Here is a 26,887-nt window from a genome sequence, read left to right as displayed (position 1 = left end):
CCGGCTCACGCCTTGAGCCACGCCTCCTGGGTGGCGAGGTCGGCCTTGACCTCGGTGAGCTGGACGGCGACGGCCGACGGGGCGGTGCCGCCGCGGCCGTTGCGCGAGGCGATGGCGCCGTGCACGCTCAGCACCGACCGCACCTCGGGCGTCAGGTGCTCGGAGATCCCCGCGAACTGCTCGTCGGTCAGGTCGCCGAGCTCGATGCCCCGCTCCTCGCAGGCCCTCACGCAGGCGCCGGCCACCTCGTGCGCCACCCGGAACGGCACGCCCTGCTTGACCAGCCACTCGGCGACGTCGGTGGCGAGCGAGAACCCGGCCGGCGCCAGCTCCTCCAGCCGCTCCCGGTGCACCGTCAGGGTGGCCATCATGCCGGTGAACGCCGGCAGCAGGACCTCCAGGGTGTCGCAGGAGTCGAAGACCGGCTCCTTGTCCTCCTGCAGGTCGCGGTTGTACGCGAGCGGCAGCGCCTTCAGGGTGGCGAGCAGCCCGGTGAGGTTGCCGATCAGGCGGCCGGACTTGCCGCGGGCGAGCTCGGCGATGTCGGGGTTCTTCTTCTGCGGCATGATCGAGGACCCGGTGGAGAAGGCGTCGTGCAGCGTGATGAAGCCGAACTCCTTGGTGTTCCAGATGATCACCTCCTCCGCGATCCGGGAGAGGTTGATGCCGATCATCGCGGTGACGAAGGCGAACTCGGCGACGAAGTCGCGCGAGGCGGTGCCGTCGATGGAGTTGCCGACCGAGCCCCGCTCGAACCCCAGGTCGGCCGCGACCGCCTGCGGGTCCAGGCCCAGCGAGGACCCGGCCAGCGCGCCCGAGCCGTACGGGGAGACCGCCGTACGGGTGTCCCACTGGCGCAGCCGCTCGGCGTCCCGGCCGAGGGCCTGCACGTGCGCGAGGACGTGGTGGGCGAAGAGCACGGGCTGGGCGTGCTGGAGGTGGGTGCGGCCCGGCATGGCGGTGTCGGGGTGGGCCTCGGCGAGGCCGACCAGGGCGTGCTGGAGGTCCAGGACCAGTCCGCCGATGATCTTCGCGTGGTCGCGCAGGTACATCCGGAACAGGGTGGCGATCTGGTCGTTGCGGGACCGGCCGGCCCGCAGCTTGCCGCCGAGGTCGGGGCCGAGCCGCTCCAGCAGGCCGCGCTCCAGGGCGGTGTGCACGTCCTCGTCGGCGACCGTGCCGACGAAGGCGCCGGACTCCACGTCGGCGAGCAGCCGGTCCAGCCCGGCCAGCATCGCCTCCAGCTCGGCGTCGTCGAGCAGGCCGGCCCGGTGCAGCACCCGGGCGTGCGCCTTGGAGCCGGCGATGTCGTACGGCGCGAGGCGCCAGTCGAAGTGGACCGAGGCGGAGAGCTTGGCCAGCGCCTCGGAGGGGCCGTCGGCGAAGCGCGCGCCCCAGAGGCGGACGTCGGCGTTCTGGTCGGCGGTCATCGCGTGGGCTCCTTACAGCTGCGGGTGGGGACGAGCCCCGGCCGATGGGGGGCGGCCGGGGCTCGGGAAGGGGACGGCTCAGGCCAGGTCGCGCCGGGCGGCGATCTTCGAGGACATGCCGAAGATCTCGATGAAGCCCTTGGACATCGACTGGTCGAAGGTGTCACCGGTGTCGTAGGTGGCGAGGTTGAAGTCGTACAGCGACTGCTCGGACTTGCGGCCGTTGACCACCGCGCGGCCGCCGTGCAGCACCATCCGGATGTCGCCGGAGACGTACTGGTTGGCCTCGTTGACGAAGCCGTCCAGGGCGCGCTTGAGCGGGGAGAACCAGAGGCCGTCGTAGACCAGCTCGGCCCAGCGCTGCTCGACCTGCCGCTTGTAGCGGGCCAGCTCGCGCTCGACGGTGACGTTCTCCAGTGCCTGGTGGGCGGTGATCAGGGCGATCGCGCCGGGGGCCTCGTAGATCTCGCGGGACTTGATGCCGACCAGGCGGTCCTCGACCATGTCGAGCCGGCCGACGCCCTGGGCACCGGCGCGCTTGTTCAGCTCCTCGATGGCCTGGAGGACGGTGACCTTGCGGCCGTCGATGGCGACCGGGACGCCGGCCTCGAAGGTGATGACCACCTCGTCGGCCTCGCGCGGGGTGGCCGGGTTCTGGGTGTACTCGTAGACGTCCTCGATCGGGGCGTTCCAGATGTCCTCGAGGAAGCCGGTCTCGACGGCGCGGCCGAAGACGTTCTGGTCGATCGAGTACGGCGACTTCTTGGTGGTCGCGATCGGCAGGCCCTTGGCCTCGGCGAAGGCGATCGCCTTGTCGCGGGTCATCGCGTAGTCGCGGACCGGGGCGATGCACTTCAGGCCCGGGGCGAGCGAGTTGATGCCGACCTCGAAGCGGACCTGGTCGTTGCCCTTGCCGGTGCAGCCGTGGGCGACCGTGGTGGCGCCGTGCTTCTGCGCGGCGGCGACCAGGTGCTTGACGATCACCGGCCGGGACAGCGCCGAGACCAGCGGGTACTCGCCCTGGTAGAGGGCGTTGGCCTTGAGGGCCGGGAGGCAGTACTCGTCGGCGAACTCGGTGCGGGCGTCCGCGACCTCGGCCTCGACGGCGCCGCAGTCCAGCGCGCGCTGGCGGATGACGTCCAGGTCCTCGCCGCCCTGGCCGACGTCCACGGCCACGGCGATGACCTCGGCGCCGGTCTCCTCGGCGATCCAGCCGATGCAGACGGACGTGTCCAGACCGCCCGAATAGGCGAGTACGACGCGCTCGGTCACGGCTTGCTCCTTCACAACGAGGCGATGTTCCATACGGCGTTAGGCATAAGTATGCACGACGGCGCATGAAACTCAAAACAGGGTTTTCGGGTGTGGGCGGTCCCGGGGACCGGACGCCCCCGCCCCTCGGGCGAGGGACGGGGGCGGAGGCTACTGCGCCTTGGCCTGGGCGAGCTGCAGCAGGTGGTCGGCCAGCGCCTGGCCGCCGGCCGGGTCGCGGCTGATCAGCAGCACGGTGTCGTCACCGGCGATGGTGCCGATGATCTCGAAGACCTCGGCGGCGTCGATGGCCGAGGCCAGGAACTGGGCGGCCCCCGGCGGGGTGCGCAGCACGACCAGGTTGCCGGAGGCGGTGGCGGAGACCATGAGCTCGCCCGCCAGCCGGGCCATCCTGGCCTCGCTGGCGGACTCCCCCATCGGCGCGCGCGGCGTGCGGTCGCCGCCCTCGGCCGGGACGGCGTAGATCAGGGCGCCGTCCCGGTTGCGGATCTTCACCGCACCCAGCTCGTCCAGGTCCCGCGAAAGGGTGGCCTGAGTGACCACCAGTCCGTCGTCGGCGAGCAGCTTGGCGAGCTGGCTCTGCGAGCGGACCGGCTGACGGGTCAACAGGTCCACGATCCGCCGGTGGCGCGCCGTGCGGGTCTGCGGGACCTGCGGCGTCGGACCGGCGGCGGGCTGGTCGGCGTTGGGTGGGGTCATACGATGATTCTCCCGGACTCGGCTCAGCTGTTCGCGCCGGGGGCGGCCGACTCCCGGACGGTCCGCAGGATGCCGGGGAGCGCGGCCAGGAACTCGTCCGCCTCCCGTTCGGTGAGCACCAGTGGCGGGACCAGCCGGACGGCGTCCGCGACGGCCGCGTTGACCAGGAACCCGGCGTGCTGGGCGGCCAGCTGGACCTGCGCCGCGACCGGCGCGGTGAGCACGATCCCGAGCAGCAGGCCGGCGCCGCGGACATGGTCGACCAGCGGGTCGCCGATCGCCTCGATGCCGGTGCGCAGCCGCTCCCCCACCTTCTGGACGTGCTCCAGCAGGCCCTGGTCGGCGATGGTGTCCAGGACCGCGAGGCCGGCGGCCGCGACCACCGGGTTGCCGCCGAAGGTGGTGCCGTGGTGGCCCGGGTGGAGCAGTTCCGCGGCGTCCCCGAAGGCGAGCACGGCGCCGATCGGCAGGCCGCCGCCGAGGCCCTTGGCCAGGGTGACCACGTCCGGCTCGATGCCCTCCAGGGCCTGGTGGGCGAACCAGTGGCCGGTGCGGCCGATGCCGGTCTGCACCTCGTCCAGCACCAGCAGGGTGCCGGTGGCCCGGGTGATCTCGCGGGCGGCCCGCAGGTAGCCGTCGGGCAGCGGGATGGCGCCGTTCTCGCCCTGGATCGGCTCCAGGAAGACCGCGGCGGTCTCGGTGGTGACGGCCGCCCGCAGCGCCTCGACGTCGCCGAACGGGACGTAGGTCGCGTCGGCGAGCAGCGGCTTGAACGGGTCCTGCTTGCCGGGCTGGGCGGTCAGCGTGAGGGCGCCCATGGTCCGGCCGTGGAAGCCGCCCTGGAGCGAGACCACGTGGGTCCGCCCGGTGAGCCGGCCGATCTTGAAGGCGGTCTCGTTGGCCTCGGCGCCGGAGTTGCAGAAGAACACCCGGCCGGGGCGGCCGGCCAGCTCCAGCAGCCGTTCGGCCAGGGCGATGGTCGGCTCGGCCATGAACAGGTTGGAGACGTGGCCGAGGGTGGAGATCTGCCGGGTGACCGCCTCGACGATGGCGGGGTGGGCGGTGCCCAGGGCGTTCACCGCGATGCCGCCGACCAGGTCGAGGTAGCGGTTGCCGTCGGCGTCCCAGAGCGTCGAGCCCTCGCCGCGGACCAGCGGGATCCGCGGGGTGCCGTAGTTGTCCATCAGCGCGTGCTGCCAGCGCTGCGTCAGCTGGACGTTGCTGCCGGTCATGCCAGTCCCCCCAGTACGGTCGGCTCGTCGTCCGGGACGACCATCGTCCCGATGCCCTCGTCGGTGAAGATCTCCAGGAGCAGGCTGTGCTGCACCCGGCCGTCCAGGACGCGGGCGGTGCCCACGCCGGAGCGGACGGCCCGCAGGCAGCCCTCCATCTTGGGGAGCATGCCGGTGGCCAGGGTGGGCAGCATCTCCTCCAGCTCGGAGGCGCAGAGCTGGCTGATCACGTCGTCGGAGTTCGGCCAGTCCTTGTAGAGGCCCTCGACGTCGGTCAGCACCACCAGCATCTCGGCGCCGAGCGCGACCGCCAGGGCGGAGGCGGCGGTGTCGGCGTTGATGTTGTAGACGTGGCCGTCGGCGCCGCGGGCGATCGAGGAGATCACCGGGATCCGGCCGTCCGCGATCAGCGCCTTCACGGCGCCGGCCTCGATGTTGACGATGTCTCCGACCAGGCCGATGTCCACCTGCTCGCCGTCCACCACGGCGAACCGCTTGACGGCGGTCATGGTGTGGGCGTCCTCGCCGGTCATGCCGACCGCGAACGGGCCGTGTCCGTTGAGCAGGCCGACCAGCTCGCGCTGCACCTGGCCGGCGAGCACCATCCGGACCACGTCCATGGTCTCGGGGGTGGTGACCCTGAGACCCGCGGTGAACGAGGACTCCAGGCCCAGCTTGTCGAGCTGGGCGCTGATCTGCGGGCCGCCGCCGTGGACGACGACCGGGTGCAGGCCGGCGTACCGCAGGAACACCACGTCCTGCGCGAAGGCGGCCTTCAGCTCCTCGTCCACCATGGCGTTGCCGCCGAACTTGATGACCACGGTCTTGCCGTGGAAGCGCTCCAGCCACGGGAGCGCCTCGATCAGGGTGCGGGCCTTGGGCAGCGCGGCGTTGCTGCGGGCCTGTTCGCCCTTGGGTGCGATCTGCACGGTGTGTCCATCCCCCCGGGATCAGGTCGAGTAGGCGCTGTTCTCGTGCACGTAGTCGGCGGTCAGGTCGTTGGTCCACACGCTGGCGGCGGCCTGCCCGGCGTTCAGGTCGGCGGTGATGACCACCTCGCGGCCCTTCATCGAGACCAGGTCGCGGTCCTCGCCGACGCCGCCGTCGCGGCAGACCCAGACGCCGTTGATGGCCACGTCCAGCCGGTCCGGGTCGAAGGCGGCCCGGGTGGTGCCGATGGCGGCCAGCACCCGGCCCCAGTTCGGGTCCTCGCCGTGGATGGCGCACTTGAGCAGGTTGTTGCGGGCGATGGTGCGGGCGACCTCGACGGCCTCGTCCTCGGTGGCGGCGTTCACCACGTCGATCCGGATGTCCTTGGACGCGCCCTCGGCGTCGCCGATCAGCTGGCGGGCCAGGTCGGCGGAGACCGTACGGACGGCCTCGGCGAACTCGGCCGCGTCCGGGACGGTGCCGCTGGCGCCGGAGGCGAGCAGCAGCACGGTGTCGTTGGTGGACATGCAGCCGTCGGAGTCCACCCGGTCGAAGGTGGTGCGGGTGGCGGCGCGCAGCGCCTCGTCCAGGGCGGCGGACCCCGCCTGCGCGTCGGTGGTGATCACCACCAGCATGGTGGCCAGGCCGGGGGCGAGCATGCCCGCGCCCTTGGCCATGCCGCCGACCGTCCAGCCGGCCGGGCTGGTGACCTGGGCGGTCTTGTGCACGGTGTCGGTGGTCTTGATGGCGATCGCCGCGGCCTCGCCGCCCTCGGCGGAGAGCGCCGCCGCGGCCTGCTCCACGCCGGGCAGCAGGAGGTCCATCGGCAGCCGGACGCCGATCAGGCCGGTGGAGCAGACCGCCACCTCGCCGGCGCCGACGCCCAGCTCGGCGGCGACCTTCTCGGCGGTGGCGTGGGTGTCCTGGAAGCCCCCGGGGCCGGTGCAGGCGTTGGCGCCGCCGGAGTTGAGGACCACCGCGGCCAGCTCTCCGGTCTTCAGCACCTGCTGGGACCAGAGCACGGGGGCGGCCTTGACCCGGTTGGAGGTGAAGACGCCGGCGGCGGCGAAGGAGGGGCCGTCGTTGACGACCAGGGCGAGGTCCGGGGTGCCGGAGGCCTTGATGCCGGCCGTCACGCCGGCCGCGCGGAAGCCCTTCGCCGCGGTCACGCCGGTGTTCTGGGTGTCGGTCACGGTGCGACTCCGTTCAGCGGGAGGCCCAGCTCCTCGGGGAGGCCCAGGGCGATGTTCATGCTCTGCACCGCGCCGCCGGCGGTGCCCTTGACCAGGTTGTCGATCGCGCTGATCGCGATGATCCGCCCGGCGTGCTCGTCCAGGGAGACCTGGACCAGCGCGGCGTTGGAGCCGTACACCGAGCCGGTGTGCGGCCACTGCCCCTCGGGCAGCAGGTGGACGAACGGCTCGCCGGCGAAGGCCTGGGCGTACGCGGCGCGCAGCTGGGCGGCGGTGGTGCCGGGCTTGGCCTTGGCGCTGCAGGTGGCCAGGATGCCGCGGGGCATCGGGGCGAGGGTCGGGGTGAAGGAGACGGTGACCGGCTCGCCGGCCAGCGGCGTCAGGTTCTGCGCCATCTCCGGGGTGTGCCGGTGCCCGCCGCCCACGCCGTACGGGCTCATCGAGCCCATCACCTCGCTGCCCAGCAGGTGCGGCTTGACCGCCTTGCCGGCGCCGGAGGTGCCGGAGGCGGCGACGATCACGGTCTCCGGCTCGGCGAGCTCCGCCGCGTACGCGGGGAACATCGCCAGCGAGACGGCGGTCGGGTAGCAGCCGGGGACGGCGACCCGCCGGGCGCCCTTGAGCGCCTGCCGGTGGCCGGGCAGCTCGGGCAGGCCGTACGGCCAGGTGCCGGCGTGCGGGGAGCCGTAGAACTGCTCCCAGTCGGCGGCGGCCTTCAGCCGGTGGTCGGCGCCGAGGTCGACCACCAGCACCTCCTCGCCGAGCGCGGCGGCGACCGGGGCGGACTGGCCGTGCGGGAGGCCGAGGAAGACCACGTCGTGGCCGGCCAGGGTGTCCTGGGTGGTGGGCTCCAGCACCCGGTCCGCCAGCGGCAGCAGGTGCGGCTGGAGCGAGCCGAACCGGGCGCCCGCGTTGGAGCCTCCGGTCAGCGCCCCGATCTCCACCTCGGGGTGGCTCAGCAGCAGGCGCAGCACCTCGCCCCCCGCGTACCCGCTGGCGCCGGCGACGGCGACTCGCAATGCCATGGCACTCTCCTCCTTGGTCGTGGCATGAATATACGCACCTCGGAACATTCATGCAAGGAGCTCGCGGCGGCCGCGGCCGCGCACTGGAGGAAACCTCCAAGGTTCGGGTGCGGATTTCCATGGACGGTGGCGCCTGATGACTCGTCACCGTGCTGGCAGAGTCGGTGGCGAGGTCACGGCCCACCGGCTGCGACCGCCTGGCGTGTTGTGACCTTTCCACAGGAGGAGTTCATCCGTGACTGTCGATACCGATCAGGTCCTGGTCACCGGACTCGGGGCCACCACCCCGCTGGGCGGGGACGTCGCCGCCACCTGGGCGGGGATGCTGGCCGGACGCTCGGGCATCCGGCCGATCGAGGAGGAGTGGGCGGCCACCCTGCCGGTCCGGATCGCCGGCCGGCTCGCGGTCGAGCCGACCGCGGTGCTGGACCGGGTCCAGGCCCGCCGGACGGACCGCTGCGAGCAGGTCGCCCTGGTCGCCGCCCGGGAGGCCTGGGCCGACGCCGGCGCACCCGAGGTCGACCCGGAGCGGCTGGCCGTGGTGATCGGCACCGGGACCGGCGGCGCGCTGACCATGCTCGGCCAGGACGACGTCCTGGAGGCCTCCGGGGTGCGCAAGGTGTCGCCGCACACCGTGCCGATGCTGATGGCCAACGGCCCGGCGGCCTGGGTCTCCATCGACCTCGGCGCCCGCGGCGGCGCCCACACCCCGGTCAGCGCCTGCGCCTCCGGCGCCGAGGCGATCGCCCTCGGCCTGGACCTGATCCGGCTGGGCCGGGCCGACGTGGTGGTGGCCGGCGGCGCCGAGGCCTGCATCCACCCGCTGCCGCTGGCCGGGTTCGCCCAGGCCCGGGCGCACTCCACCCGCAACGAGGAGCCGGAGCGCGCCTCCCGGCCGTTCGACGCCGACCGGGACGGCTTCGTCATCGCCGAGGGCGCCGCCGTGGTGGTCCTGGAGCGGGCCTCCTTCGCCGCCGCCCGCCGGGCCCGCGCCCACGCGGTGCTCGCCGGGGCGGGGGTCACCTCGGACGCCCGCCACATCACCGCGGCGCACCCGGAGGGCCAGGTCCGGGCGGTACGGCGGGCGCTGCGGGACGCCGGACTGGAGCCGGGCGCGATCCAGCACGTCCACGCGCACGCCACCTCCACCCCGGCCGGCGACCTGGCGGAGGCCCGTTCCATCGCCGAGGCCGTCGGCACCCACCCGGTGGTCACCGCCACCAAGTCGATGACCGGGCACCTGTTCGGCGCGGCCGGGTCGCTGGGCGCGCTGGCCGCGATCCTCGCCCTCCGGGACGGGGTGGTGCCGGCCACCGTGAACCTGGAGTCCCCGGACCCGCAGGTGGAGCTGGACGTGGTCACCGGCGCACCCCGCCACGGCCGGCTGACGGCGGCCCTGGCCAACTCCTTCGGCTTCGGCGGCCACAACGCCTGCCTGGTCTTCACCCCGGCCCCCTGACCGGGCGCGCTGCCGCCGGGGGTCCGGGCGGCGCGCCACGCGCGTACGATGCGGCCCGTGACCAAGGAAGCCAGGCACTGCTCGGCCGAGCACCGGATGGGAGTCGTCCGGGGCCTGCTGGCGGCCGCCTACGCCGAGCGGGACAGCCGGCAGCCGGACGGCGGCTGGAGCGGCCCGGGCTACCACCTGGCGGTGCTCGGCCGGACCCGGGACTTCTGGGACAGCCCCGGGCCGGCGCTGGTGGAGGCCTGCGCGCGGGGCATCGAGGCCGAACGGGACACCCTGGCCGCCCTGCTGACCGAGCACTGGGGCGAGCCGCGGACCCTCGACCTCCGCCCCTACCTGCGTCCCCTCGACATCGAGACGGCCGCCCCGGCGCCGCTGCCCTTCCTGGCGCGGCTCGCCGCCGAGCTGCGGCTGTGGCTCCCCGGCGGCGCGGGCCGGTTCGTGGCGCTCACCGTCGGCCGGGCCGACGCGGAGTCCTCCTTCGAACTGCTCGCCGCCGTGGGCGAACTGACCGCCCTGGAGGGCTGAGGCCCGGTCCGGTCCGGCCGGACGCCCGGGGTCAGCGGCGGATCAGCGGCGGACGGCCCGCAGCACGACGAACTTCGGGTTGGACGCGACCACGGCGCAGTTGCCGAAGAGCCGGCGCAGCTTCACGTGGTACCCGAGGTGCCGGTTGCCGACCACCCAGAGCTCCCCGCCGGGGCGCAGCGCCCGCCGGGCGCCGGTGAACATCCGCCAGGCGGTGGCGTCGGTGGTGGCCTGGTGGCTGTGGAACGGCGGGTTGTTGAGCACCAGGTCCACCGAGCCGTCCGGGACCTCGGCCAGGCCGTCGCCGACCAGGTACTCGGCCTTGCCCGCGGGGACGTTGGCCCGGTGGGTGGCCTCGGCGGAGGCCACCGCCTGGTACGACTCGTCGATGAACAGCACCTCGGCCTCGGGGTTGCCGAGGGCGGCGGCCGTGCCGACCACGCCGTTGCCGCAGCCGAGGTCGACCACCCGCTCGGGCCCGCGCCGCTCGGGCAGGTGCTGGAGCAGGAACCGGGTGCCGATGTCGAGCTTCTCGGCGCAGAAGGTGCCGGCGTGGTTGGTCACCGGCCGGCCGGAGACGGCGCCGATGCCGGTGGGCAGGCGGTAGCCGTGCGGCCACGGGTTGGCGCCGCGGTCCCGCTCCCGCTCGGGGGTGCACTCGGGGGTGCAGAAGATCAGCCGGGCCTTCTTCTCGGCCAGCGAGGTCCGGGTCGGCCCGAGGATCCGCTCGAACAGGGCCAGGGTGGAGGTGTGGATCTCCTTGACCATCCCGGTGCCGATCACGGTGGTGCCGGGGTGGACGGCGGGGGCGAGCCGGTGCAGCTGGTCCTCCAGCAGCGCCAGGCTCTTGGGGACCCGCACCAGCAGCAGGTCGATCCGCTCCGGCGGCGCGTCCTGGGTGGTCAGCAGGGTGACGGCGGCCGGGTCGACCCCGTTGCGGGCGAGGTTGGCGGCGGTCGCCCGGCGGCCCAGGTACGAGTCGGTGATCTGGACCGCGCGGCGGGCGGCCAGGGCGGTGGTGAGCGCGCCCCAGCGGTCGCCCAGCACCACCACGGTGCCGGCCGCTCCTGCCGCTCCATCCTGGTCGGCGCCGGCCAGGTGCCGCAGCAGGTACTCGTCGGCGGCGTCCCACGCCCGCAGGGTCTCGCGCGGGTCCTCGGGGAACCGGGCGAGCTCGAGCTCGCCCCAGGGAGTGGTGAAGCGGTTCATCGTGCCCTCAGGCTAGCCGGTCGCCGAGCCCACCCGGGAATCGCGCCGTCAGACCCCTGCGCCCGGGCGTCAGCCCTGTTCGCTAGGTTGTTCGCCGCCGGATCAGGATGATCCACACGACGGACGGAGACTCCCCCACCCATGGACGCCACGCCCGCCGCCGACGGGGCCCGGGACACCCACGCCCCCGACGCGCAGCAGCCGCCGACCTGCTACCGCCACACCGGGCGGGAGACGTACGTGCGCTGCACCCGCTGCGACCGGTACGTCTGCCCGGACTGCATGCGGGAGGCGGCGGTCGGCTACCACTGCCCGGACTGCGTGAAGGAGGGCCGGCGCGGGATGCGGCAGGCCCGGACGGTCTTCGGCGGCCGGCCCGTGGGCACCCCGGTGGCGACCTACCTGCTCATCGCGCTGAACGTGCTGGCGTACCTGGCCACCGTCGCCCGCCCGGCCCTGCTCGACCGGTTCGACATGCTCGGCCGGGGCATGGTCGCCCCGGACGGCGGCTACTACCTCGAACCCCTCTTCGGCGTGCCGGAGGGCTTCCAGGCGGTCGGGGTGGCGCACGGCGAGTGGTTCCGGCTGCTCACCGGGGCCTTCCTGCACCAGCTGCCGACGGTCGGCCTGTTCGGCATCGCCCACATCCTCTTCAACATGTACTGGGTGTGGACCCTCGGCGGGGCGCTGGAGGAGCGGCTGGGCCGGATCCGGTTCGTCGCCCTGTACCTGCTGTCCGCGCTCGGCGGCTCGGTGCTCTCGTACCTGGTCTCGCCCGACCAGCCGGCGGTCGGCGCCTCGGGCGCGGTCTTCGGCCTGGTCGCCGGCTACTTCGTGCTCAGCCGCAAGCTGCGGCACGACCCGCTCGGCGGCAGCCGGATGCTGGTCACCTCCCTGATCTGGCTGGTGGTCTCGGCCGGCTTCACCTCCTGGGAGGGCCACCTGGGCGGCCTGCTCACCGGCGCCGTGGTGGGCGCCGCGTACGCCTTCGCCCCGCGGCGGGGACGGACCGCGGTGCAGGCCGCCGCCGCGGTGGCCGTGCTGGCGGTGCTGGTGGGGCTCACCGTGCTGAAGACCTCGGACCTGACGGCGGGACTCCCGACCGGGATCTGACGGTAGCGTCGGGTCATGGACCCCGCCGCCCTGCCCTCCCTGTCCGGATCCCTCGTCCGCCTCCGCCCGGCCGTGGACGGGGACGTCCCGCTGCTGGCCGCGATCCGCGCCACCCCCGAGGTCCGGGAGCGCTGGCGCGGCGGGGAGGACCTCGCGGCGGAGGTCCGCGAGGACCTGGCGGACGAGGGCACCGCCACGCTGGTCGTCGAGTACGAGGGGCGGGTCGCCGGCGCCGTGCAGTGGTCCGCGGAGGAGGAACCCGACTACCGGCACGCCGGCATCGACATCTACCTCGACCCCGCCGTGCACGGCCGGGGCGTCGGCACCGACACCGTCCGCACGGTGGCCCGGTACCTCATCGGGGAACTGGGCCACCACCGGCTGACCATCGACCCGGCGGCGGACAACGCGGCGGCGATCCGCTGCTACGGCAAGGTGGGGTTCCGGCCGGTGGGGGTGATGCGGTCGTACGAACGCGGCCTGGACGGGACCTTCCACGACGGCCTCCTGATGGACCTCCTCGCGGAGGACCTCACCTGAGCACCCGGACGGTTCCGGAACGCCGGGGTCCGGCTGGGGCGGCCGCAGGGCCATGGGGCAGGATGGCAGTCCGTTCGGACTGCGCACCTCCGCTCCAACGCGGCTGCGCACCACACGACCTGACAGGCGACAAGGTGACGACACAGCACATACGGCGGCCGGCGGCGGCCTGTTCCCTCGCCCTCCACGCGGCGGGGGCCGGGCGGTGACCCGGGACCTGGTCCTGCACGACTGGGTGGTGGCCGGCATCGCGCTGGCCTCCGGCTGTGTGGCCGGCCTGGTGCTGCGGGCTCTGATGAAGTGGCTGGGCAAGCACGCGAGCAGGACCAAGTGGAGCGGGGACGACGTCATCGTCGACGCGCTGCGCACCATCGTCCCGTGGGCGGCCGTGATCGCCGGGGCCGCGGTGGCCGCTTCGGCCATGCCGCTCACCGCGCGGATCGGGGGGCTGGTCGACCAGTCGCTGACGGCCGTGCTCATCGGCATCGCGACGCTCAGCGCGGCCCGGGTGGTGGCCGGGCTGGTGCAGTCGGTGGCCGCGTCCCGGACGGGCGTGGCGGCGTCCGCGACCATCTTCGTCAACATCACCCGGATCGTGGTGCTGTCGATGGGCGTCCTCGTGGCCCTGGAGACCCTCGGGGTGTCCATCGCCCCGCTGGTCACCGCCCTCGGGGTGGGCGGTCTCGCGGTCGCGCTGGCGTTGCAGGACACCCTCGCCAACCTCTTCGCGGGTGTGCACATCCTCGCCTCGAAGACGGTCCAGCCGGGTGACTACATCCGGCTCACCAGCGGGGAGGAGGGGTACGTCGTCGACATCAACTGGCGCAACAGCGTGGTGCGCAACCTGTCGAACAACCTGGTGATCATCCCCAACGGCCGCCTGGCGCGGACGAACATGACCAACTACTCCCAGCCCGAGCAGAAGCTGTCGATCCTGGTCCAGGTCGGGGTCGGCTACGACAGCGACCTGGAGCACGTGGAGAAGGTCACCCTCGACGTCGTCGACAGTGTGATGGCCGACGTCAGCGGCGGCGTGCCCGACCACGAGGGCCTCGTCCGCTTCCACACCTTCGCGGACTCCAGGATCAACTTCACGGTGATCCTGGGCGTCGGTGAGTTCAGCGACCAGTACCGGATCAAGCACGAGTTCATCAAGCGCCTGCACCAGCGGTACCGGACCGAGGGCATCTCGATCCCCGCGCCCACGCGCACCATCTCGCTCCAGCAGGAACTCCAGCAGGACGGGGCGGGCGCACCGTCGTCCCTCCCGCCGCTGCCGCACCAGCGGGAAGCGTCGTCCAAGCCGTAGCTAGGCGGGGCGGCAGGCCGCGGCCAGCAGGGTGGCCGCGTGGGTGAGTCTACGTTCGGGGAGGGCTGCGTAGCCGAGGGTGAGGGCGGGTGGGCCGGGGGTGAGCCGCATGGGGGTGACGGGTTCGACGCGGACGCGTCGGGCCTGGGCGGCGGCCACCACGGCGCGTTCGTCGTGGTCCAGGGCGCCGGGTCGGGCGACCTGCCCGGGTTCCTGTTCGCCCTCGGGACGCTCGCCTGCGAGGCCGCGTTCTCGCTGGTCGCCGTCCCCCTGCTGCCGCAGCTCGGCCCGGTCCGGGTGTCGGCGTACTCCACGGTGCTGGCGGTGCCGATGTTCGCCGTCGCGGCGGCCGTCCAGGACGGCGTGCACGCGCTGCGGACGCCGACCGGGCCCGAACTGGCCGCGCTGCTGTACCTGGGAACGGCGCTGACCTGCGGGGCCTTCCTGCTCTGGTACGGGGCGCTGGGCCGGCTGGGCCCGGAGCGGGCGGGGCTGTTCGCCGGCCCGGTGCCGGTCACGGCGGCGCTGTCCGGGGCGGTGCTGGGCACCGGCGGGCTGCGTCCGGCGGAGCTGGCCGGCGCGGCCCTGGTCGGACTCGGCGTCCGCGCCGGTCTGACCGCCACCCGGCCCGCCGCCCGCCCGACCCCGGACCACCGACCGGTCACCGACGGCCACCCCACGCCCGAGCCGCCCGATGACCGGGTGCCGTACGGCGCGGACAGCCCGCACGCGGGTTCGAGCAGTGCGGGAAATCCGCTGCTGACACGGGGTCACGACGGTTAGTGTGCCTGCCATGTTGAGCCCTGCCACCGTCGACCGGTACCTGAGGCGCCTGGGCGTGGACCGCCCGGGCCCTCCCACCGTCGACGCCCTGCGCGCCCTCCACCGCGCCCACGTCACCCGTGTCCCGTACGAGAACCTGGAGATCCAGCTCGGCAGGACCACCACCCTCGATCCCCAGGAGTCGGCCGAGCGGATCATCGCCGGGCGCGGCGGCTACTGCTTCCACCTCAACGGCGCCCTGGCCGCCCTGCTGGAGGCGCTCGGCTACGAGGTGACCCACCACTTCGGCGGGGTGCACACCCCGTTCGACGCCGCCCCGCCCGGCGCCAACGGCAACCACATGGCGCTCACCGTCCGCTGCGAGGGCGAACTCTGGTACCTCGACCCGGGTCTCGGCGGGGTGCTGTACGACGCGCTGCCGCTCCGCGCCGGCCGCTACCACCAGGATCCGTTCCGGTACGTGCTCGCCGCCTCGGAGGTGACCCCCGGCGGCTGGCGGCTGCAGAACGACGGCCGCGGCAGCTTCCTCGGCATGGACTTCTCCCTGGAGCCCGCCGCCTGGCAGGACTTCATACCCCACCACCAGCGCCTGTCGACCTCCCCCGAGTCACCCTTCGTCCAGGCCGCCTGCGCCCTGCGGCGCCACGCCGACGGGTACCACGCGCTGCGCGGCCTGGTCCTCACCCACGAGGACCCGGGCGGCAAGCAGCAGCGTGAACTCACGAGTGCCGACGAGTGGTTCGGCACCCTCGCCGAGGTGTTCGGGCTGGACCTGCCGGACGTCGGACCGGCCGAGCGGGCCGCCCTCTGGGACCGGGTCCAGGCCGTCCACCGGCAGTGGCTGGCCGCGCAGGCCGAGCAGGAGGCCCGGGACGCCGAGCAGGAGGCCGCCCGTGCGTAGCGCACCCGTCACCCCGGACGGCGACCTGATCCGCTGGATCGAACTGCCCGGCTGCGGCGGGCCCGCCGCCGGCCCGGCCCGGGTCTACGTGCACGGCCTCGGCGCCAGCTCCCCCGCGTACTACACCGAGGCGGCGCTGCACCCGCTGCTGGCCGACCGCCGCTCGCTCCTGGTCGACCTGCTCGGCTTCGGCCTCAGCGACCGGCCGGCCGGCTTCGACTACACCCTCGAATCGCACGCCGACGCCCTCGCCGCCGTGATCACCGCGGCCGGCGCCGAGGGGGCGGAGCTGGTGGCCCACAGCATGGGCGGCGCGATCGCCATCGTGCTGGCCGCCCGCCACCCCGGGCTGGTCTCGCGACTCGTCCTGGTCGACTCCAACCTCGACCCGGTGCCCCTGCCCGGCCCGCCCGGGGGCGGCAGCAGCGGGATCGCCTCGTTCGGCGAGGAGGAGTTCCTGGCCGGCGGCTGGGAGCAGGTCCGGGACGCGGTCAGCCCGCACTGGTGGTCCACCATGCGGCTGGCCGGCCGGGTGGGGCTGCACCGCAGCGCCGTCCACCTGGCCCGCGGCACCGCGCCCACCATGCGCGAGCTGCTCCTGACGCTCGACCTGCCGCGGACCTTCCTCTTCCCGGCACAGGACGGCGCCCTCCCCGGTGAGGAGGCACTGCGGGCCTCGGGGGTGACCGTGGTCGCGGTACCCGACTGCGGGCACAACATCATGCTCGACAGCCCGGACGCCTTCGCCCACGCGGTCGCGGCGGCCTGAACGGCCGCCCTGCCGAACGCCCGGTCGGATGACGGCGGGTCAGGCGGCCGTGCGATGCTCGTCGGTATGCGCTACATCATCATCGGCGCCGGCGCGGTCGGCGGGACCATCGGCGGGCGGCTGTTCGAGAGCGGGCGCGAGGTGGTGCTGGTCGCCCGCGGCGCGCACCTGGCCGCGCTGCGGGCGGACGGCCTGCGGCTGTCCACGCCGGAGGGCGCCCGCCGGCTGGCCGTCCCCGCCGTGGCCGGGCCCGAGGAGCTGGAGCTGACCGCCGAGGACGTCCTCGTCCTCGCCGTGAAGACCCAGCACTCCCAGGACCTGCTGCGCATCTGGGCGGCCCGGCCGGTGGCCGGTGGCGGCACCGCGGGCGAGCGGCTGCCGCTGGTCTGCGCGCAGAACGGTGTGGAGAACGAGCGGCTCGCCCTGCGGGCCTTCCGCACGGTGTACGGGATGTGCGTGTGGCTGCCCTCCAGCCACCTGGAGCCCGGCCGGGTCTCCGCCGCCGGCAGCCCGAACAGCGGGGTGCTGCACCTCGGCCGCTACCCGTCGGGCGCCGACGGGCTGGCGACGCGGATCGCCGCCGACCTGGCCGACTCGCACTTCGCGGCGCCGGTCCGGCCGGACGTGATGGCCTGGAAGTACGCCAAGCTGCTGAGCAACCTCGGCAACGCCCTGGAGGCGGTGGCCGGCCCGGTCACCGGCGAACCCCGGTCGGCGGTGTGGAAGCGGGTCCAGGAGGAGGGGCGGGCCGTGCTCGCCGCCGCCGGTATCCCCTACCCGGACGCCGAGGAGCAGCGGGCCGCCCGCGCCGGGCTGGTGGAGCCGGTCGCGCTGGAGGGCGAGGAGCGCGGCGGCGGGTCCTCCTGGCAGAGCCTGGCCCGCGGTACCGGGGACATCGAGGCCGACCACCTCAACGGCGAGGTCGTCCTGCTCGGCCGGCTGCACGGGGTCCCCACCCCGGTGAACGAGGCCCTCCAACGGCTGGCCAACGCCTTCGCCCGCACCGGCCGCCCGGCCGGCAGCCTCCCGGACGCGGAGCTGGCCGCCCTGCTGGACCTCTGACCTCCGCGGCCGGGAGCCCACGGGCCCCGGAGGAGGGCGTCAGGCCAGCGGGTCGTCCGGGCCGTACGGGCGGAGGCGGAGGGTGCGGGCGTCGCTCTCCTGGATGGCCTCGGCCCGCCCGACCAGCTGTTCGAGGTTGTCCTTGACCGCGTGGATGAACCGGCCGTGCAGCCCGTCGAACCGTCCACGGGCGGCGTCCACGGTCACCGCGACCATGTACGGGATCGACCCCCACCCCTTCGTGTCCTTGAACATCGGCATGCCGGCCGTCATGTCGGTGGCCACCGCCCCGGGGCTGATGTCGAGGACCACCACGTGGTGCTGCGCCAGCGAGTCGGCGATGTTGTCGGAGAGCTGGAGCAGCGCGCCCTTGGAGGTGGCGTACGCGGTGTAGTGGCCGTCGGGGCGCAGCGCGAAGCCGCTGTTGAGGTTGAGGATCCGGCCGTGGCGGCGCTCGACCATGCCGGGGAGCACCGTCCGCAGCAGGTTGAACGGGCCGCGCAGGTTGGTCTCCACGACCTGCCACCACTGGGCGGCGTCGACCTCCCAGATCGGCACCTCGTCCTGGTCGACCTGGCCGGCGTTGTTGACCAGGAAGTCGATCGGTCCGAGGTCCCGCTCGACGGACCGGACGGCCTCACGGACGTTGCCCGGGCGGCAGACGTCCGCGGCGACGGCGATCCCGCGGGCGCCGTGCTTGACGCACTCCCGGAGGGTCTCGACCAGGGTCTCGTGGTTGCGGCCGAGCAGGGCCACGGCCATCCCCTCGGCGGCCAGGCCGATGGCGATCTCGCGGCCGATCCCGCGGCCCGCGCCGGTGACCAGCGCGACCTGTCCGACCAGCGATGCCGTCGCCATCCCTGCTCCCTCCTCGCCTGCCTGGCATTGTGGCCGCCGCGGGTCGTGCCGGGAGGAGACCACACGGGCGGTCGAGCGGGTCTCATCCGAACGGCGCAGCCGGACCCGAGCCCGGCCCGGGAGGCTGATCCCGTCCCGTGCCGGGAGCGCCCGGGTGTGAACGGACGTTGAGGCGAGTAGTACCGTCGTTCGGGCGGACCGCGGGGCCCACCACGCCCGGCGTGCCGCCGAGAGAACCGTCTGGGCCACCCCCAGCACCACTGTGAAGGACAACTGAGTGAGCGACATCGCGCGCGTCGGAGTGATCGGCTGCGGCCTCATGGGGTCGGGCATCGCCGAGGTCTTCGCACGTTCCGGCCTGGACGTCCTGGTCGCCGAGGCCACCGGCGAGGCCCTGGAACTCGGCCGTACCCGGCTGACCAACTCGCTGGAGACCGCCGTCAAGCGCGGCAAGCTGTCCGAGGAGCAGCGCGACGAGGCGCTCTCCCGGCTCTCCTTCACCGTCGACCTCGGTGACTTCGCCGACCGCGACCTGGTGGTCGAGGCGGTCGCCGAGCGTGAGGACATCAAGGTCCAGATCTTCGCGACCCTGGACCGGGTGGTCACCCGCCGGGACGCGATCCTGGCCTCCAACACCTCGTCCATCCCGATCGTCAAGCTGGCCGCGGCCACCAGCCGCCCCGAGCAGGTGATCGGCCTGCACTTCTTCAACCCGGCTCCGGTGCAGAAGCTGGTCGAGGTCATCCCGACCCTGACCACCTCGGCCGAGACCACCGCCCGGGTGGAGGAGTTCGCGGTGCAGGTGCTCGGCAAGGAGCCGATCCGGGCCCGTGACCGGGCCGGTTTCGTGGTCAACGCGCTGCTGGTGCCGTACCTGCTGTCCGCGGTCCGGATGTTCGAGTCGGGGGTGGCCACCGCCGCCGACATCGACAAGGGCATGGAGGCGGGCTGCGCCCACCCGATGGGCCCGCTGCGGCTGTGCGACCTGATCGGCCTGGACACCATCGTCTCGATCGCCGAGTCGATGTACGAGGAGTACAAGGAGCCGCTGTACGCCGCGCCGCCGCTGCTGTCGCGGATGGTGGACGCCGGTCTGCTGGGCCGCAAGTCCGGCCGGGGCTTCTACGACTACACCGCCTCCGCCTGACGGCGGGGCCCGCGGGCCCGCCGACCGTCGCGCGTCGAGCCGGGGAGGTGTCGCACCTCCCCGGCTCGACGCGTCTTCGCCTGCGGTGGGACATTCGAGGGAGGGGTCCTTCCTCGCCCCTGCGGAGGTGGTCGCGGTGGACACCGTCCTGGTCACGGGTGGTACGGGGCATCTGGGGCGGGAGGTGGTGGAGCTGCTGCGGCCGCTGCACCGGGTCCGGGTGCTGTCCCGCTCCCCGGTCGCCGAGCAGGCCGACCGGTCGGCCGACGGGCCGGAGGGCGAGCCGGTGGAGTGGGCTCGGGGTGACCTGGCCACCGGCGAGGGGGTGGCGGAGGCCGTGGACGGGGTGTCCGCGGTGGTGCACGCGGCGACCTTCTCCCCCGCGGCCCGGCGGGGCTACCTGCGGCCCTCGGACCTCCGGTCCAGCCCGCCCGAGGTGGACGTCGAGGGCACCCGGGCGCTGCTGGCGGCCTGCGCGGGCAGCGGGGTGGACCACTTCGCTTACGTGTCGATCGTGGGGGTGGACCGGCCGCGCGGGCCGTACCTGCGGCTGAAGGCGGAGGCGGAGGGGCTGGTCCGGGACTCCGGGGTGCCGTGGTCGGTGCTGCGGGCGACGCAGTTCCACTGGCTGCTGGACCGGATGCTGGGCCGGATGACCCGGCTGCCGGTGCTGCCGCTGCCGATCCGGGTGCCGGTCCAGCCAGCGGACGCGGCGGACTTCGCCGAGCAGGTGGCGCGGCAGGTGGCGGCCGGCCCCGGCGGGATGTGCCGGGACTTCGGCGGTCCCGAGGTGCTGCCGCTGGGCGCGATCGTGGACCAGTGGCAGCGGGTCCGGGGGCACCGCACGCGGGTGCTGCCGCTGCCCACGCCCTCGGCGCTGGCCCGGGTGGGGCACGCGATGACCTGCCCCGACGGGCGGCGGGGCACCACGACCTGGTCGCGCTGGCTGGCGTCGAACCCGCCCGAGTGAGGCACCGCCCGCTTGAGGCGTGAGCCGCTCCGGGCTCCGGGCTCGGGAAGGGTGGTCAGGCGGCCTGCGGGGTGCGGTTCACGTCCTCCCAGCCGGCCTCGGTGCGGCGGCGGATCCGGGTCACCAGGAACTCGCCACCGGTCTCCTTCTCCAGCCGTTCGGCGTGCTCACGGGCCCGGCGGTCGGCGTCCTCGTCACTGCCGATCCACTCGGCCCGCAGCATCCCGTCGGGTGCGGAGAACTCGTAGGTCCCCGGGGTCCCGATCAGTTCTTCGTCCGCCATGAGGCTCACCCCGCTCGGTCGACGCGGTCCTCCCTCCATCGTGACGGGGCCCGGGAGCGATATCCAGCTCCCGGGCCCCTGAGGTGCCACCCAATTGCTCGCGCCGGCACGTTTAAGGACGCGGATCATCCTGAGAGCGTCGTGTTCTGCCTTTGAACTACCGTGCCAGGTCAGAGGCACAGGCGGGACTTGAACCCACATCCGACGCTTGCGGTCCGCGTCCGGTCGATCCGGCGCTCGGCGGCGAATGCTGAGACTGGAGCGAGAGTCTGAGTTTCAGGGGGCTGCCTCTACCGCTTGGGCCACCCCGGCCCGTGTGCCGGGGGGAGGATTCGAACCTCCACCGTCACCCCGCTGTCAGCTTCAACCTCAGTGTCAGCCTTGCGCTGTTCCCAGCGCTCCCCTCCGCTCGCACGAGGGGGGTCTCTGAGGGGCTACCCGAAGAGGTAGCCGAACACGGCGTCTCCCGTCCGCTGGTCGGCGATCTCGGCGGCGTTGGCCTCCTCGCGGGCGAACTGCACCGCCCGCTGGAGCTTCTCCACCCGCTCGACCAGCTCGTTCACCCGGCGGGCGGGCAGCGCGCCGGAGAACTTCACGGTGGTCCAGTACCCGACCGGGACGTCCTCGTAGTACACCTCGACCTGGGCCGGGTGCTTCTCGGTGGCCTCGGCCTTGACGTGGTTGCGCGGGACCTTCTTGGTCCGGATGGTGCGGACCGCGTCGGTCTTCCAGGCGTCCGTGGACGGGTCCGGGCTCCAGGACTCGGAGGCGTCCAGCACCGGCAGCTTCCGGACGAAGGTGTACAGGTCGGTGAGCTGCTTCTCCAGGAAGAGCAGGTAGGTCACCGGCACACCGGTCAGCAGCGGGCGGCCGTCGACGACCACGTCGGCGCGGGCCTCGCAGTTGGCCCAGTCCTTGGTCGCGGTCACGTCGAAGAGCTTGGTGAGCGACTTCGCGGTGTCGCGCAGGATGTCCTCGGCCTTGACCTGCACCCGGGTGGACTCGGGCGGCAGCTGCTCGCCCTCCTCGTCCTTGGGCTGGTACGTGCGGGAGATCCCGGCGAGCAGGGCGGGCTTCTGCAGGCCGTGATGAGCCTGCGTCAGCTCCTGGAACGACTTCGACTTGACGCCCTTTTCGACCGCGATGATCTGGTTGAGTTTCGCCACGTGCCGCAAGCTACCGGACCGCTCGTGACCCTGTCCTGCGATTATCGGCCCGGCCGGGGCGGCGGGGGATGCACCGGCCGGGCCCGGCGGTCAGCTGTTGATCTGGTAGCTGTCGCCGTAGACCTTCCACTTCAGCGGCGGGTTGAGGTCGAAGTTCTTGTTCTTGAGGAAGACCCGCTGGGCGGTGTCGACCCGGCTGGTGTCGGCGTGCGCCTCCTCCTGCTTCATGATCACCTTGCGGGCGTCCATGAAGGCGTTGAGGTACGCGGTCTCGTCGCCGCCCTGGGCCGGGGTCTTGGCCTTCTTCATCGCCGCGGCCCGGATGCCGCCGAAGCTGTCCGAGCTGCTGCCGGGGCCGTGCATGACGATGGCGTCGTAGTAGACGAACTGGCCCAGCGCGCGCAGGCCGTCGGACTTGGCCTGCCTGACCGCGGGGTTGAAGTAGACCCGGTCGCGCTCCTCGTTCTGGGCCTGCTGGAAGGTGCCGTCCTTGGCGGCGGTGGCCCAGTCACGCTCGAAGGCGGCGCCGAGCCCGGCGTGCGAGTCGGAGCCGTTCACCTTGCGCAGCGCCGGCAGGTACTTGGCGAGGACGTTGCCCGGCTTCAGGTCCGTGTAGTGCTCGACGAGGTCGAGCATGTCACCGGTGCCGGAACAGAAGCCTATGATGCCGGCGGTGTAGCCTCGGCCGTCACCGATGTCCTCGATGTACTTGTACTGGGCCTTCCAGTCCAGCGAGGAGTTCTCGGCGCTGGAGACCAGCTGCATCGCGATGTCCTTCTTGTGCGGGTCGTCCAGGCCCACCGCCGCGACCGCGACGGTCTGGGTGGTGGAGGCGTGGCCGACCCCGGCCGTGGCGACGGTCACGGGGACGGCGGCGAGGACGACCGCCACGGCGATGCGGGTGGCGCGGCGCTTCGAGGACACTCGGTGCTTCGGCTGCATGGGACGCTCCCTGCTCGGTTAGGAAACTTTCCTAACCGAGATTGAAGCGTCCACGTAACCCTGATCGCAAGGGATTCGGCGCAGGAGTTTCCACTGACACTCCGTCAGAACACGAGTGACAGGCCGGGGATGACGGTCCACCGACGGGAGGCGACGCAGGTCAGCGGGTCGGCGGGTCGGTTCGAAGCCGGCGAGGATCTGCTCCGGGGCCCGCTGGTCGGGGCCGACGAACGGGCCCGGCGCCCCGCGACCGGACACGCCGAAGGGGCCGCGCCCGGCCGGTCCACCCGCAGGCGGATCGGCCGGGCGCGGCCCCTTCGACAGGGCGCGGATCAGGCGCCGCGCAGCACCGCGCCCGTCCGGGCCGTCGCCGCCGCCACCGCGGACTCGCGGGCCGCCGAGGCCTCGTCCGCCGTCAGCGTGCGGTCGCCCGCGCGGAACCGCAGCGTGTACGCCAGCGACTTGCGGCCCTCGCCCGCCTGCTCGCCGGTGAAGACGTCGAACAGCCGGATCGACTCCAGCAGTTCGCCCGCGCCGTCCCGCAGCGCGGCCTCCACCTCGGCGGCCGGCACCGCGGCGTCCACCAGCAGCGCGACGTCCTGGGTGGCCACCGGGTAGGCGGACACCGGCGGACCGCTCACCCGGCGGCCCTCCTCGAAGAGCAGGTCCAGGTCGAGCTCCATCACGCTGGTGCGCTCCGGCAGGTGCATCGCCTTGATCACCCGCGGGTGCAGCTCGCCCGCGTGGCCGACGACCACGTCGCCGACCAGCAGCTCGGCGCAGCGGCCCGGGTGCCAGGGCGCCAGCTGCGCCTGGCGGACCGTGAGCTCCACCCCGGCGGCGGCGGCCACCGCGCGGCCGGCCTCCACGGCGTCCGCCCAGGTGGCCTGGGCGCCCTGGCCCCACCAGCCGGACGGCAGCCGCTCACCGGCCAGCGCCACGGCCACCCGGCGCGGCTGCCGGGGCAGCGCGGCGTCGAGCTCGGCCAGCTCCTGCTCGCTCGGACGCCGGTCCACCGGCAGCCGCGGCGCGACCTTCAGCTCGTCCTTCGGCAGGAAGACCGTGCCGGTCTCGAACAGCGCCAGGTCGGTGTTGCCCCGGCCGATGTTGCGACGCAGCGCGCCGAGCAGGCCCGGCAGCAGCGTGGTGCGCAGCGCCGGCTCCTCGTCGTTCAGGGGGTTGACCAGCTTCACCGTGCGGCGGCGGCGGTCGCCCGCCTCCAGGCCGAGGGCGTCGAAGGCCGCGTCGCCGATGAACGGGTACGCGTTGATCTCGACGTACCCGGCGCCGGCCAGCGTCAGGCCCACCCGGCGGTGGAAGCGCTGGGTCTCGGTCAGGCCGCGGCCCGGCGGGACGGTGGGCATCCGGGCGGGCACGTTGTCGTAGCCCTCCAGGCGGATGACCTCCTCCGCGAGGTCGTACGGGTCGGTGAGGTCGGGGCGCCAGCTCGGCGGGGTGACCTCCAGGACGTCGGAGCCCAGCACCGAGCAGCCGATCTCCTGCAGGCGGCGGGTGACGGTCTCGCGGCCGTACCCGGTGCCGGCGACGCGGTCCGGCAGGTCCGCGTCGATGGTGATGGTGCGCAGCGGGTGCGGGGCGGCGATGTCGGTGACCCCGGGCTCGGCGGTGCCGCCGGCGATCAGGACCAGCAGGTCGACCGCGCGCTGGGCGGCGGCGCGGGCGGCCTCCGGGTCGACGCCGCGCTCGAAGCGCTTGGCCGCCTCGGAGGGCAGCTTGTGGCGCTTGACCGTGCGGGCGACGGTGACCGGTTCGAAGTGCGCGGCCTCCACGATCACCTCGGTGGAGCCGGTGACCAGGCCGGTCTCCGGGTCGGTCACCGGGTCGAGGATCTCGGTGGTCGAGCCGCCCATCACGCCGGCCAGGCCGATCGGGCCGCTGTTGTCGCAGATCAGCAGGTCCTCGGTGGACAGCTGGCGCTTGACGCCGTCCAGCGTGGTGAGGGTCTCGCCCGGCTCCGCGCGGCGGACCTGGATCGGGCCGTCGACCCTGCCCCGGTCGTACGCGTGCAGCGGCTGGCCGACCTCGAGCATCACGTAGTTGGTGATGTCCACGACCAGCGAGACCGGGCGGATGCCGGCCTTCTGCAGGCGGCGGCGCAGCCAGATCGGCGAGGTGGCGGACGGGTCGACGCCGGTGACCGTGCGGGCCACGAAGCGGTCGCAGCCGGCCGGGTCGGCGACCTTGACCGGGTAGCCGTCGGCGTTGGCCGGGGGCACGTCCAGCAGCGCCGGGTCGGCCAGCGGCAGGCCGTACGCGGCGGCGGCCTCACGGGCCACACCGCGCAGGGACAGGCAGTAGCCGCGGTCCGGGGTGACCGCGATGTCCAGCACCTCGTCGACCAGCTGGAGCAGCTCGATGGCGTCGGTGCCGGGCTCCAGGTGCGACTCCAGGACCATGATCCCGTTGTGGTCGTCGCCCATGCCCAGCTCGCGGGCGGAGCAGATCATGCCGGCCGAGGTGTGGCCGTAGGTCTGCCGGGCCGCGATCGGGAACGGGCCGGGGAGGACCGCGCCGGGGAGCACGACCACGACCTTGTCGCCGACCTGGAAGTTGGTCGCGCCGCAGACGATCTCCTGCGGCTCGCCGGTGCCGTTGGCGGCGCCGACGTTGACGAAGCAGTGCCGGATCGGCTTCTTGAAGCCGGACAGCTCCTCGATGGAGAGCACCTCGCCGACCACCAGCGGGCCCTTGAGGTCGGCGCCGAGCTGCTCGACGGTCTCGACCTCCAGGCCGGCCCGGACCAGCCGTGCCGCCACGTCGCGGCCGGTCTCACCGGCCGGCAGGTCGACGTACTCGCGCAGCCAGGAAAGCGGGACGCGCATCAGATCTCCATCCCGAACGGGAGGGTGAAGCGGACGTCACCCTCGACCATGTCGCGCATGTCGGCGACGTTGTGGCGGTTCATCAGGATTCGCTCCAGGCCCAGGCCGAAGGCGAACCCGCTGTAGCGGTCGGGGTCGACACCGGCGGCGACCAGCACCCGCGGGTTCACCACACCGCAGCCGCCCAGCTCGATCCAGCCCTCGGAGGAGCAGGTGCGGCAGGGGCGGTCCGGGTTGCCGACGCTCTCACCGCGGCAGACGAAGCACTGCAGGTCCACCTCGGCGCTCGGCTCGGTGAACGGGAAGTACGAGGGGCGCCAGCGCAGTTCGAGGTGGCCCCCGATCAGCTTCTCGACCAGCACCTCGATGGTGCCCTTGAGGTCGGCGAAGGTGATGCCCTCGTCCACCGCGAGGCCCTCGACCTGGCGGAAGACCGGGGTGTGGGTGGCATCCAGCTCGTCGGTCCGGTAGACCCGGCCGGGGCTGACGGCGTACAGCGGGGGCTCGCGGTCGAGCATGGTGCGGATCTGCACCGGCGAGGTCTGGGTGCGCAGCACCACGCCGGAGTCGGCCGAGCCGTCCGGGGCCTGCACGAAGAAGGTGTCCTGCATGGACCGGGCCGGGTGGTCCTGGTGCAGGTTGAGGGCGTCGAAGTTGAGCCACTCCGCCTCGACCTCGGGGCCGGAGGCGACCTCGTAGCCCATGGCCACGAAGGTGTCCTCGATCCGCTCCGCGAGGGTGGTCAGCGGGTGCCGGGCGCCGCGCGGGTGCCGGCCGTACGGCAGGGTGACGTCCACCGCCTCCTCGACCAGCACGCGGGCGTCGCGCTCCGCCTCCAGCTCGACCTGGCGCTTGGCCAGGGCCTGGTTGACGGCGCCGCGGGCCTGGCCGATCAGCTTGCCGGCCGCGGCCTTGGCGTGCGGCGGGAGGGCGCCGATCTCACGGTTGGCGAGCGAGAGCGGGGAGCGGTCGCCGGTGTGCGCGACCTTGGCCTGCTTGAGCTCGTCGAGGCTGGTGGCGGCCGCGAAGGCGGCGATGGCGCCGTCCCGGGCCTGCTCCACCACCTCGGGCTTGAGTGCCTCGACCTCTACCGGGTCGTACGACTTGTTGGGTGCCGACATCTCTATCTTTCCCGTGCTCCTGCTCGTGATCAGGGGGTGGTTGCTCGCCCTGCGGCCCAGAACGCCAAAGGTCGAGTGTAGTCGCAGCGCGAACACG

Annotated in this window: 25 protein-coding genes; 11 read left to right on the top strand and 14 right to left on the bottom strand. The window is 73.4% G+C overall.

The genetic code is table 11. The features are described from left to right. Nucleotides 1-5: 5 nt before the first annotated feature. The 7 genes from argH to argC all read right to left on the bottom strand — a co-directional run bounded on the left by argH (nucleotide 6) and on the right by argC (nucleotide 7,781). The gene (gene argH / locus ABWK59_RS28365) at nucleotides 6-1,430 is read right to left on the bottom strand and encodes an argininosuccinate lyase (RefSeq protein ID WP_354643482.1); all 1,425 of its coding nucleotides are present in this window, start codon (nucleotides 1,428-1,430) and stop codon (nucleotides 6-8) included. A 78-nt stretch (nucleotides 1,431-1,508) separates the two neighbouring features. Then, a complete protein-coding gene (locus tag ABWK59_RS28360) occupies nucleotides 1,509-2,702 on the bottom strand; it encodes an argininosuccinate synthase (RefSeq protein WP_354643481.1) in 1,194 nt (397 codons plus the stop codon). 150 nt (nucleotides 2,703-2,852) lie between these two features. After that, nucleotides 2,853-3,401 carry an arginine repressor gene (locus tag ABWK59_RS28355; protein WP_354643480.1) on the bottom strand — a complete coding sequence of 183 codons (549 nt, stop codon included), beginning with the start codon at nucleotides 3,399-3,401 and terminating at the stop codon, nucleotides 2,853-2,855. 23 nt (nucleotides 3,402-3,424) lie between these two features. After that, entirely contained in the window at nucleotides 3,425-4,633 is a 1,209-nt protein-coding gene (locus tag ABWK59_RS28350; protein ID WP_354643479.1) for an acetylornithine transaminase, read from the bottom strand. Continuing rightward, complete coding sequence (argB, locus tag ABWK59_RS28345) at nucleotides 4,630-5,562, bottom strand: acetylglutamate kinase (protein ID WP_354643478.1); 933 nt, start codon at nucleotides 5,560-5,562, stop codon at nucleotides 4,630-4,632. Before argB ends, ABWK59_RS28350 begins: the two co-directional genes overlap by 4 nt. A gap of 21 nt (nucleotides 5,563-5,583) precedes the next feature. Further along, the gene (gene argJ / locus ABWK59_RS28340) at nucleotides 5,584-6,732 is read right to left on the bottom strand and encodes a bifunctional glutamate N-acetyltransferase/amino-acid acetyltransferase ArgJ (RefSeq protein ID WP_354645133.1); all 1,149 of its coding nucleotides are present in this window, start codon (nucleotides 6,730-6,732) and stop codon (nucleotides 5,584-5,586) included. Between the two features lie 20 nt (nucleotides 6,733-6,752). Then, nucleotides 6,753-7,781 (bottom strand): N-acetyl-gamma-glutamyl-phosphate reductase, encoded by a 1,029-nt coding sequence (argC, locus tag ABWK59_RS28335; protein WP_354643477.1) that lies wholly within the window; start codon nucleotides 7,779-7,781, stop codon nucleotides 6,753-6,755. Nucleotides 7,782-8,016: 235 nt separating this feature from the next. Here argC and ABWK59_RS28330 point away from each other — a divergent pair, with 235 nt between their 5' ends. Then, on the top strand, nucleotides 8,017-9,240 hold the full coding sequence (locus ABWK59_RS28330; protein WP_354643476.1) for a beta-ketoacyl-[acyl-carrier-protein] synthase family protein: 1,224 nt from the start codon (nucleotides 8,017-8,019) through the stop codon (nucleotides 9,238-9,240). A 57-nt stretch (nucleotides 9,241-9,297) separates the two neighbouring features. Beyond that, the gene (locus tag ABWK59_RS28325; protein ID WP_354643475.1) at nucleotides 9,298-9,774 is read left to right on the top strand and encodes a hypothetical protein; all 477 of its coding nucleotides are present in this window, start codon (nucleotides 9,298-9,300) and stop codon (nucleotides 9,772-9,774) included. Nucleotides 9,775-9,816: 42 nt separating this feature from the next. Here the strand turns inward: ABWK59_RS28325 and ABWK59_RS28320 are convergent, their stop codons facing one another. Then, a complete protein-coding gene (locus tag ABWK59_RS28320) occupies nucleotides 9,817-10,983 on the bottom strand; it encodes a methyltransferase (protein ID WP_354643474.1) in 1,167 nt (388 codons plus the stop codon). Between the two features lie 141 nt (nucleotides 10,984-11,124). On the opposite strand from ABWK59_RS28320, the gene ABWK59_RS28315 reads away from it, so the two are divergent. The 7 genes from ABWK59_RS28315 (at nucleotide 11,125) to ABWK59_RS28285 (ending at nucleotide 17,460) form a co-directional block, all read left to right on the top strand. Further along, nucleotides 11,125-12,096: a rhomboid family intramembrane serine protease gene (locus ABWK59_RS28315; RefSeq protein WP_354643473.1), complete on the top strand. Its 972-nt coding sequence runs from the start codon at nucleotides 11,125-11,127 to the stop codon at nucleotides 12,094-12,096. Nucleotides 12,097-12,111: 15 nt separating this feature from the next. Continuing rightward, complete coding sequence (locus ABWK59_RS28310; RefSeq protein ID WP_354643472.1) at nucleotides 12,112-12,636, top strand: GNAT family N-acetyltransferase; 525 nt, start codon at nucleotides 12,112-12,114, stop codon at nucleotides 12,634-12,636. 205 nt (nucleotides 12,637-12,841) lie between these two features. Beyond that, nucleotides 12,842-13,945 carry a mechanosensitive ion channel family protein gene (locus tag ABWK59_RS28305; RefSeq protein WP_354643471.1) on the top strand — a complete coding sequence of 368 codons (1,104 nt, stop codon included), beginning with the start codon at nucleotides 12,842-12,844 and terminating at the stop codon, nucleotides 13,943-13,945. Between the two features lie 39 nt (nucleotides 13,946-13,984). Continuing rightward, nucleotides 13,985-14,728, top strand: coding sequence for a DMT family transporter (locus ABWK59_RS28300; protein WP_354643470.1), 744 nt, complete (start codon nucleotides 13,985-13,987; stop codon nucleotides 14,726-14,728). A gap of 10 nt (nucleotides 14,729-14,738) precedes the next feature. After that, nucleotides 14,739-15,629 (top strand): arylamine N-acetyltransferase family protein, encoded by an 891-nt coding sequence (locus ABWK59_RS28295; protein WP_354643469.1) that lies wholly within the window; start codon nucleotides 14,739-14,741, stop codon nucleotides 15,627-15,629. Further along, entirely contained in the window at nucleotides 15,622-16,398 is a 777-nt protein-coding gene (locus ABWK59_RS28290) for an alpha/beta fold hydrolase (RefSeq protein ID WP_354643468.1), read from the top strand. Before ABWK59_RS28295 ends, ABWK59_RS28290 begins: the two co-directional genes overlap by 8 nt. Nucleotides 16,399-16,464: 66 nt before the next feature. Further along, a complete protein-coding gene (locus tag ABWK59_RS28285; RefSeq protein ID WP_354643467.1) occupies nucleotides 16,465-17,460 on the top strand; it encodes a ketopantoate reductase family protein in 996 nt (331 codons plus the stop codon). A 39-nt stretch (nucleotides 17,461-17,499) separates the two neighbouring features. Here the strand turns inward: ABWK59_RS28285 and ABWK59_RS28280 are convergent, their stop codons facing one another. Beyond that, entirely contained in the window at nucleotides 17,500-18,318 is an 819-nt protein-coding gene (locus tag ABWK59_RS28280) for an SDR family NAD(P)-dependent oxidoreductase (protein WP_354643466.1), read from the bottom strand. Nucleotides 18,319-18,595: 277 nt separating this feature from the next. Here ABWK59_RS28280 and ABWK59_RS28275 point away from each other — a divergent pair, with 277 nt between their 5' ends. Together ABWK59_RS28275 and ABWK59_RS28270 are read left to right on the top strand one after the other, a co-directional pair. Beyond that, a complete protein-coding gene (locus ABWK59_RS28275; RefSeq protein ID WP_354643465.1) occupies nucleotides 18,596-19,465 on the top strand; it encodes a 3-hydroxybutyryl-CoA dehydrogenase in 870 nt (289 codons plus the stop codon). 136 nt (nucleotides 19,466-19,601) lie between these two features. After that, entirely contained in the window at nucleotides 19,602-20,435 is an 834-nt protein-coding gene (locus tag ABWK59_RS28270) for an SDR family oxidoreductase (protein ID WP_354643464.1), read from the top strand. Between the two features lie 55 nt (nucleotides 20,436-20,490). Here the strand turns inward: ABWK59_RS28270 and ABWK59_RS28265 are convergent, their stop codons facing one another. From ABWK59_RS28265 to pheS, 5 genes are all read right to left on the bottom strand, one after another. Beyond that, nucleotides 20,491-20,718, bottom strand: a complete 228-nt coding sequence (locus tag ABWK59_RS28265; RefSeq protein WP_354643463.1) for a hypothetical protein — start codon at nucleotides 20,716-20,718, stop codon at nucleotides 20,491-20,493. 434 nt (nucleotides 20,719-21,152) lie between these two features. Next, entirely contained in the window at nucleotides 21,153-21,884 is a 732-nt protein-coding gene (locus tag ABWK59_RS28260; protein WP_354643462.1) for a hypothetical protein, read from the bottom strand. 90 nt (nucleotides 21,885-21,974) lie between these two features. Beyond that, a complete protein-coding gene (locus ABWK59_RS28255; RefSeq protein WP_354643461.1) occupies nucleotides 21,975-22,826 on the bottom strand; it encodes a chitosanase in 852 nt (283 codons plus the stop codon). Between the two features lie 332 nt (nucleotides 22,827-23,158). Beyond that, nucleotides 23,159-25,669, bottom strand: a complete 2,511-nt coding sequence (gene pheT / locus ABWK59_RS28250; protein WP_354643460.1) for a phenylalanine--tRNA ligase subunit beta — start codon at nucleotides 25,667-25,669, stop codon at nucleotides 23,159-23,161. Then, nucleotides 25,669-26,790, bottom strand: a complete 1,122-nt coding sequence (gene pheS / locus ABWK59_RS28245; RefSeq protein WP_354643459.1) for a phenylalanine--tRNA ligase subunit alpha — start codon at nucleotides 26,788-26,790, stop codon at nucleotides 25,669-25,671. Before pheS ends, pheT begins: the two co-directional genes overlap by 1 nt. Nucleotides 26,791-26,887: the final 97 nt, after the last annotated feature.

This window comes from Kitasatospora sp. HUAS MG31 (assembly GCF_040571325.1).
Taxonomy (GTDB): Bacteria; Actinomycetota; Actinomycetes; order Streptomycetales; family Streptomycetaceae; genus Kitasatospora; species Kitasatospora camelliae.
This window is presented reverse-complemented; position numbering and strand designations above follow the sequence as displayed.

Excerpts from the sequence above, each read along its gene's own strand:
- ABWK59_RS28315 (WP_354643473.1), top strand. The coding sequence starts at position 11,125 with ATGGACGCCACGCCCGCCGCCGACGGGGCCCGGGACACCCACGCCCCC.
- pheT (WP_354643460.1), bottom strand. The coding sequence starts at position 25,669 with ATGCGCGTCCCGCTTTCCTGGCTGCGCGAGTACGTCGACCTGCCGGCC.
- argC (WP_354643477.1), bottom strand. The coding sequence starts at position 7,781 with ATGGCATTGCGAGTCGCCGTCGCCGGCGCCAGCGGGTACGCGGGGGGC.
- ABWK59_RS28320 (WP_354643474.1), bottom strand. The coding sequence starts at position 10,983 with ATGAACCGCTTCACCACTCCCTGGGGCGAGCTCGAGCTCGCCCGGTTC.
- ABWK59_RS28310 (WP_354643472.1), top strand. The coding sequence starts at position 12,112 with ATGGACCCCGCCGCCCTGCCCTCCCTGTCCGGATCCCTCGTCCGCCTC.
- ABWK59_RS28285 (WP_354643467.1), top strand. The coding sequence starts at position 16,465 with ATGCGCTACATCATCATCGGCGCCGGCGCGGTCGGCGGGACCATCGGC.
- argH (WP_354643482.1), bottom strand. The coding sequence starts at position 1,430 with ATGACCGCCGACCAGAACGCCGACGTCCGCCTCTGGGGCGCGCGCTTC.
- ABWK59_RS28295 (WP_354643469.1), top strand. The coding sequence starts at position 14,739 with ATGTTGAGCCCTGCCACCGTCGACCGGTACCTGAGGCGCCTGGGCGTG.
- pheS (WP_354643459.1), bottom strand. The coding sequence starts at position 26,790 with ATGTCGGCACCCAACAAGTCGTACGACCCGGTAGAGGTCGAGGCACTC.
- ABWK59_RS28280 (WP_354643466.1), bottom strand. The coding sequence starts at position 18,318 with ATGGCGACGGCATCGCTGGTCGGACAGGTCGCGCTGGTCACCGGCGCG.
- ABWK59_RS28350 (WP_354643479.1), bottom strand. The coding sequence starts at position 4,633 with ATGACCGGCAGCAACGTCCAGCTGACGCAGCGCTGGCAGCACGCGCTG.
- ABWK59_RS28355 (WP_354643480.1), bottom strand. The coding sequence starts at position 3,401 with ATGACCCCACCCAACGCCGACCAGCCCGCCGCCGGTCCGACGCCGCAG.
- ABWK59_RS28255 (WP_354643461.1), bottom strand. The coding sequence starts at position 22,826 with ATGCAGCCGAAGCACCGAGTGTCCTCGAAGCGCCGCGCCACCCGCATC.
- ABWK59_RS28265 (WP_354643463.1), bottom strand. The coding sequence starts at position 20,718 with ATGGCGGACGAAGAACTGATCGGGACCCCGGGGACCTACGAGTTCTCC.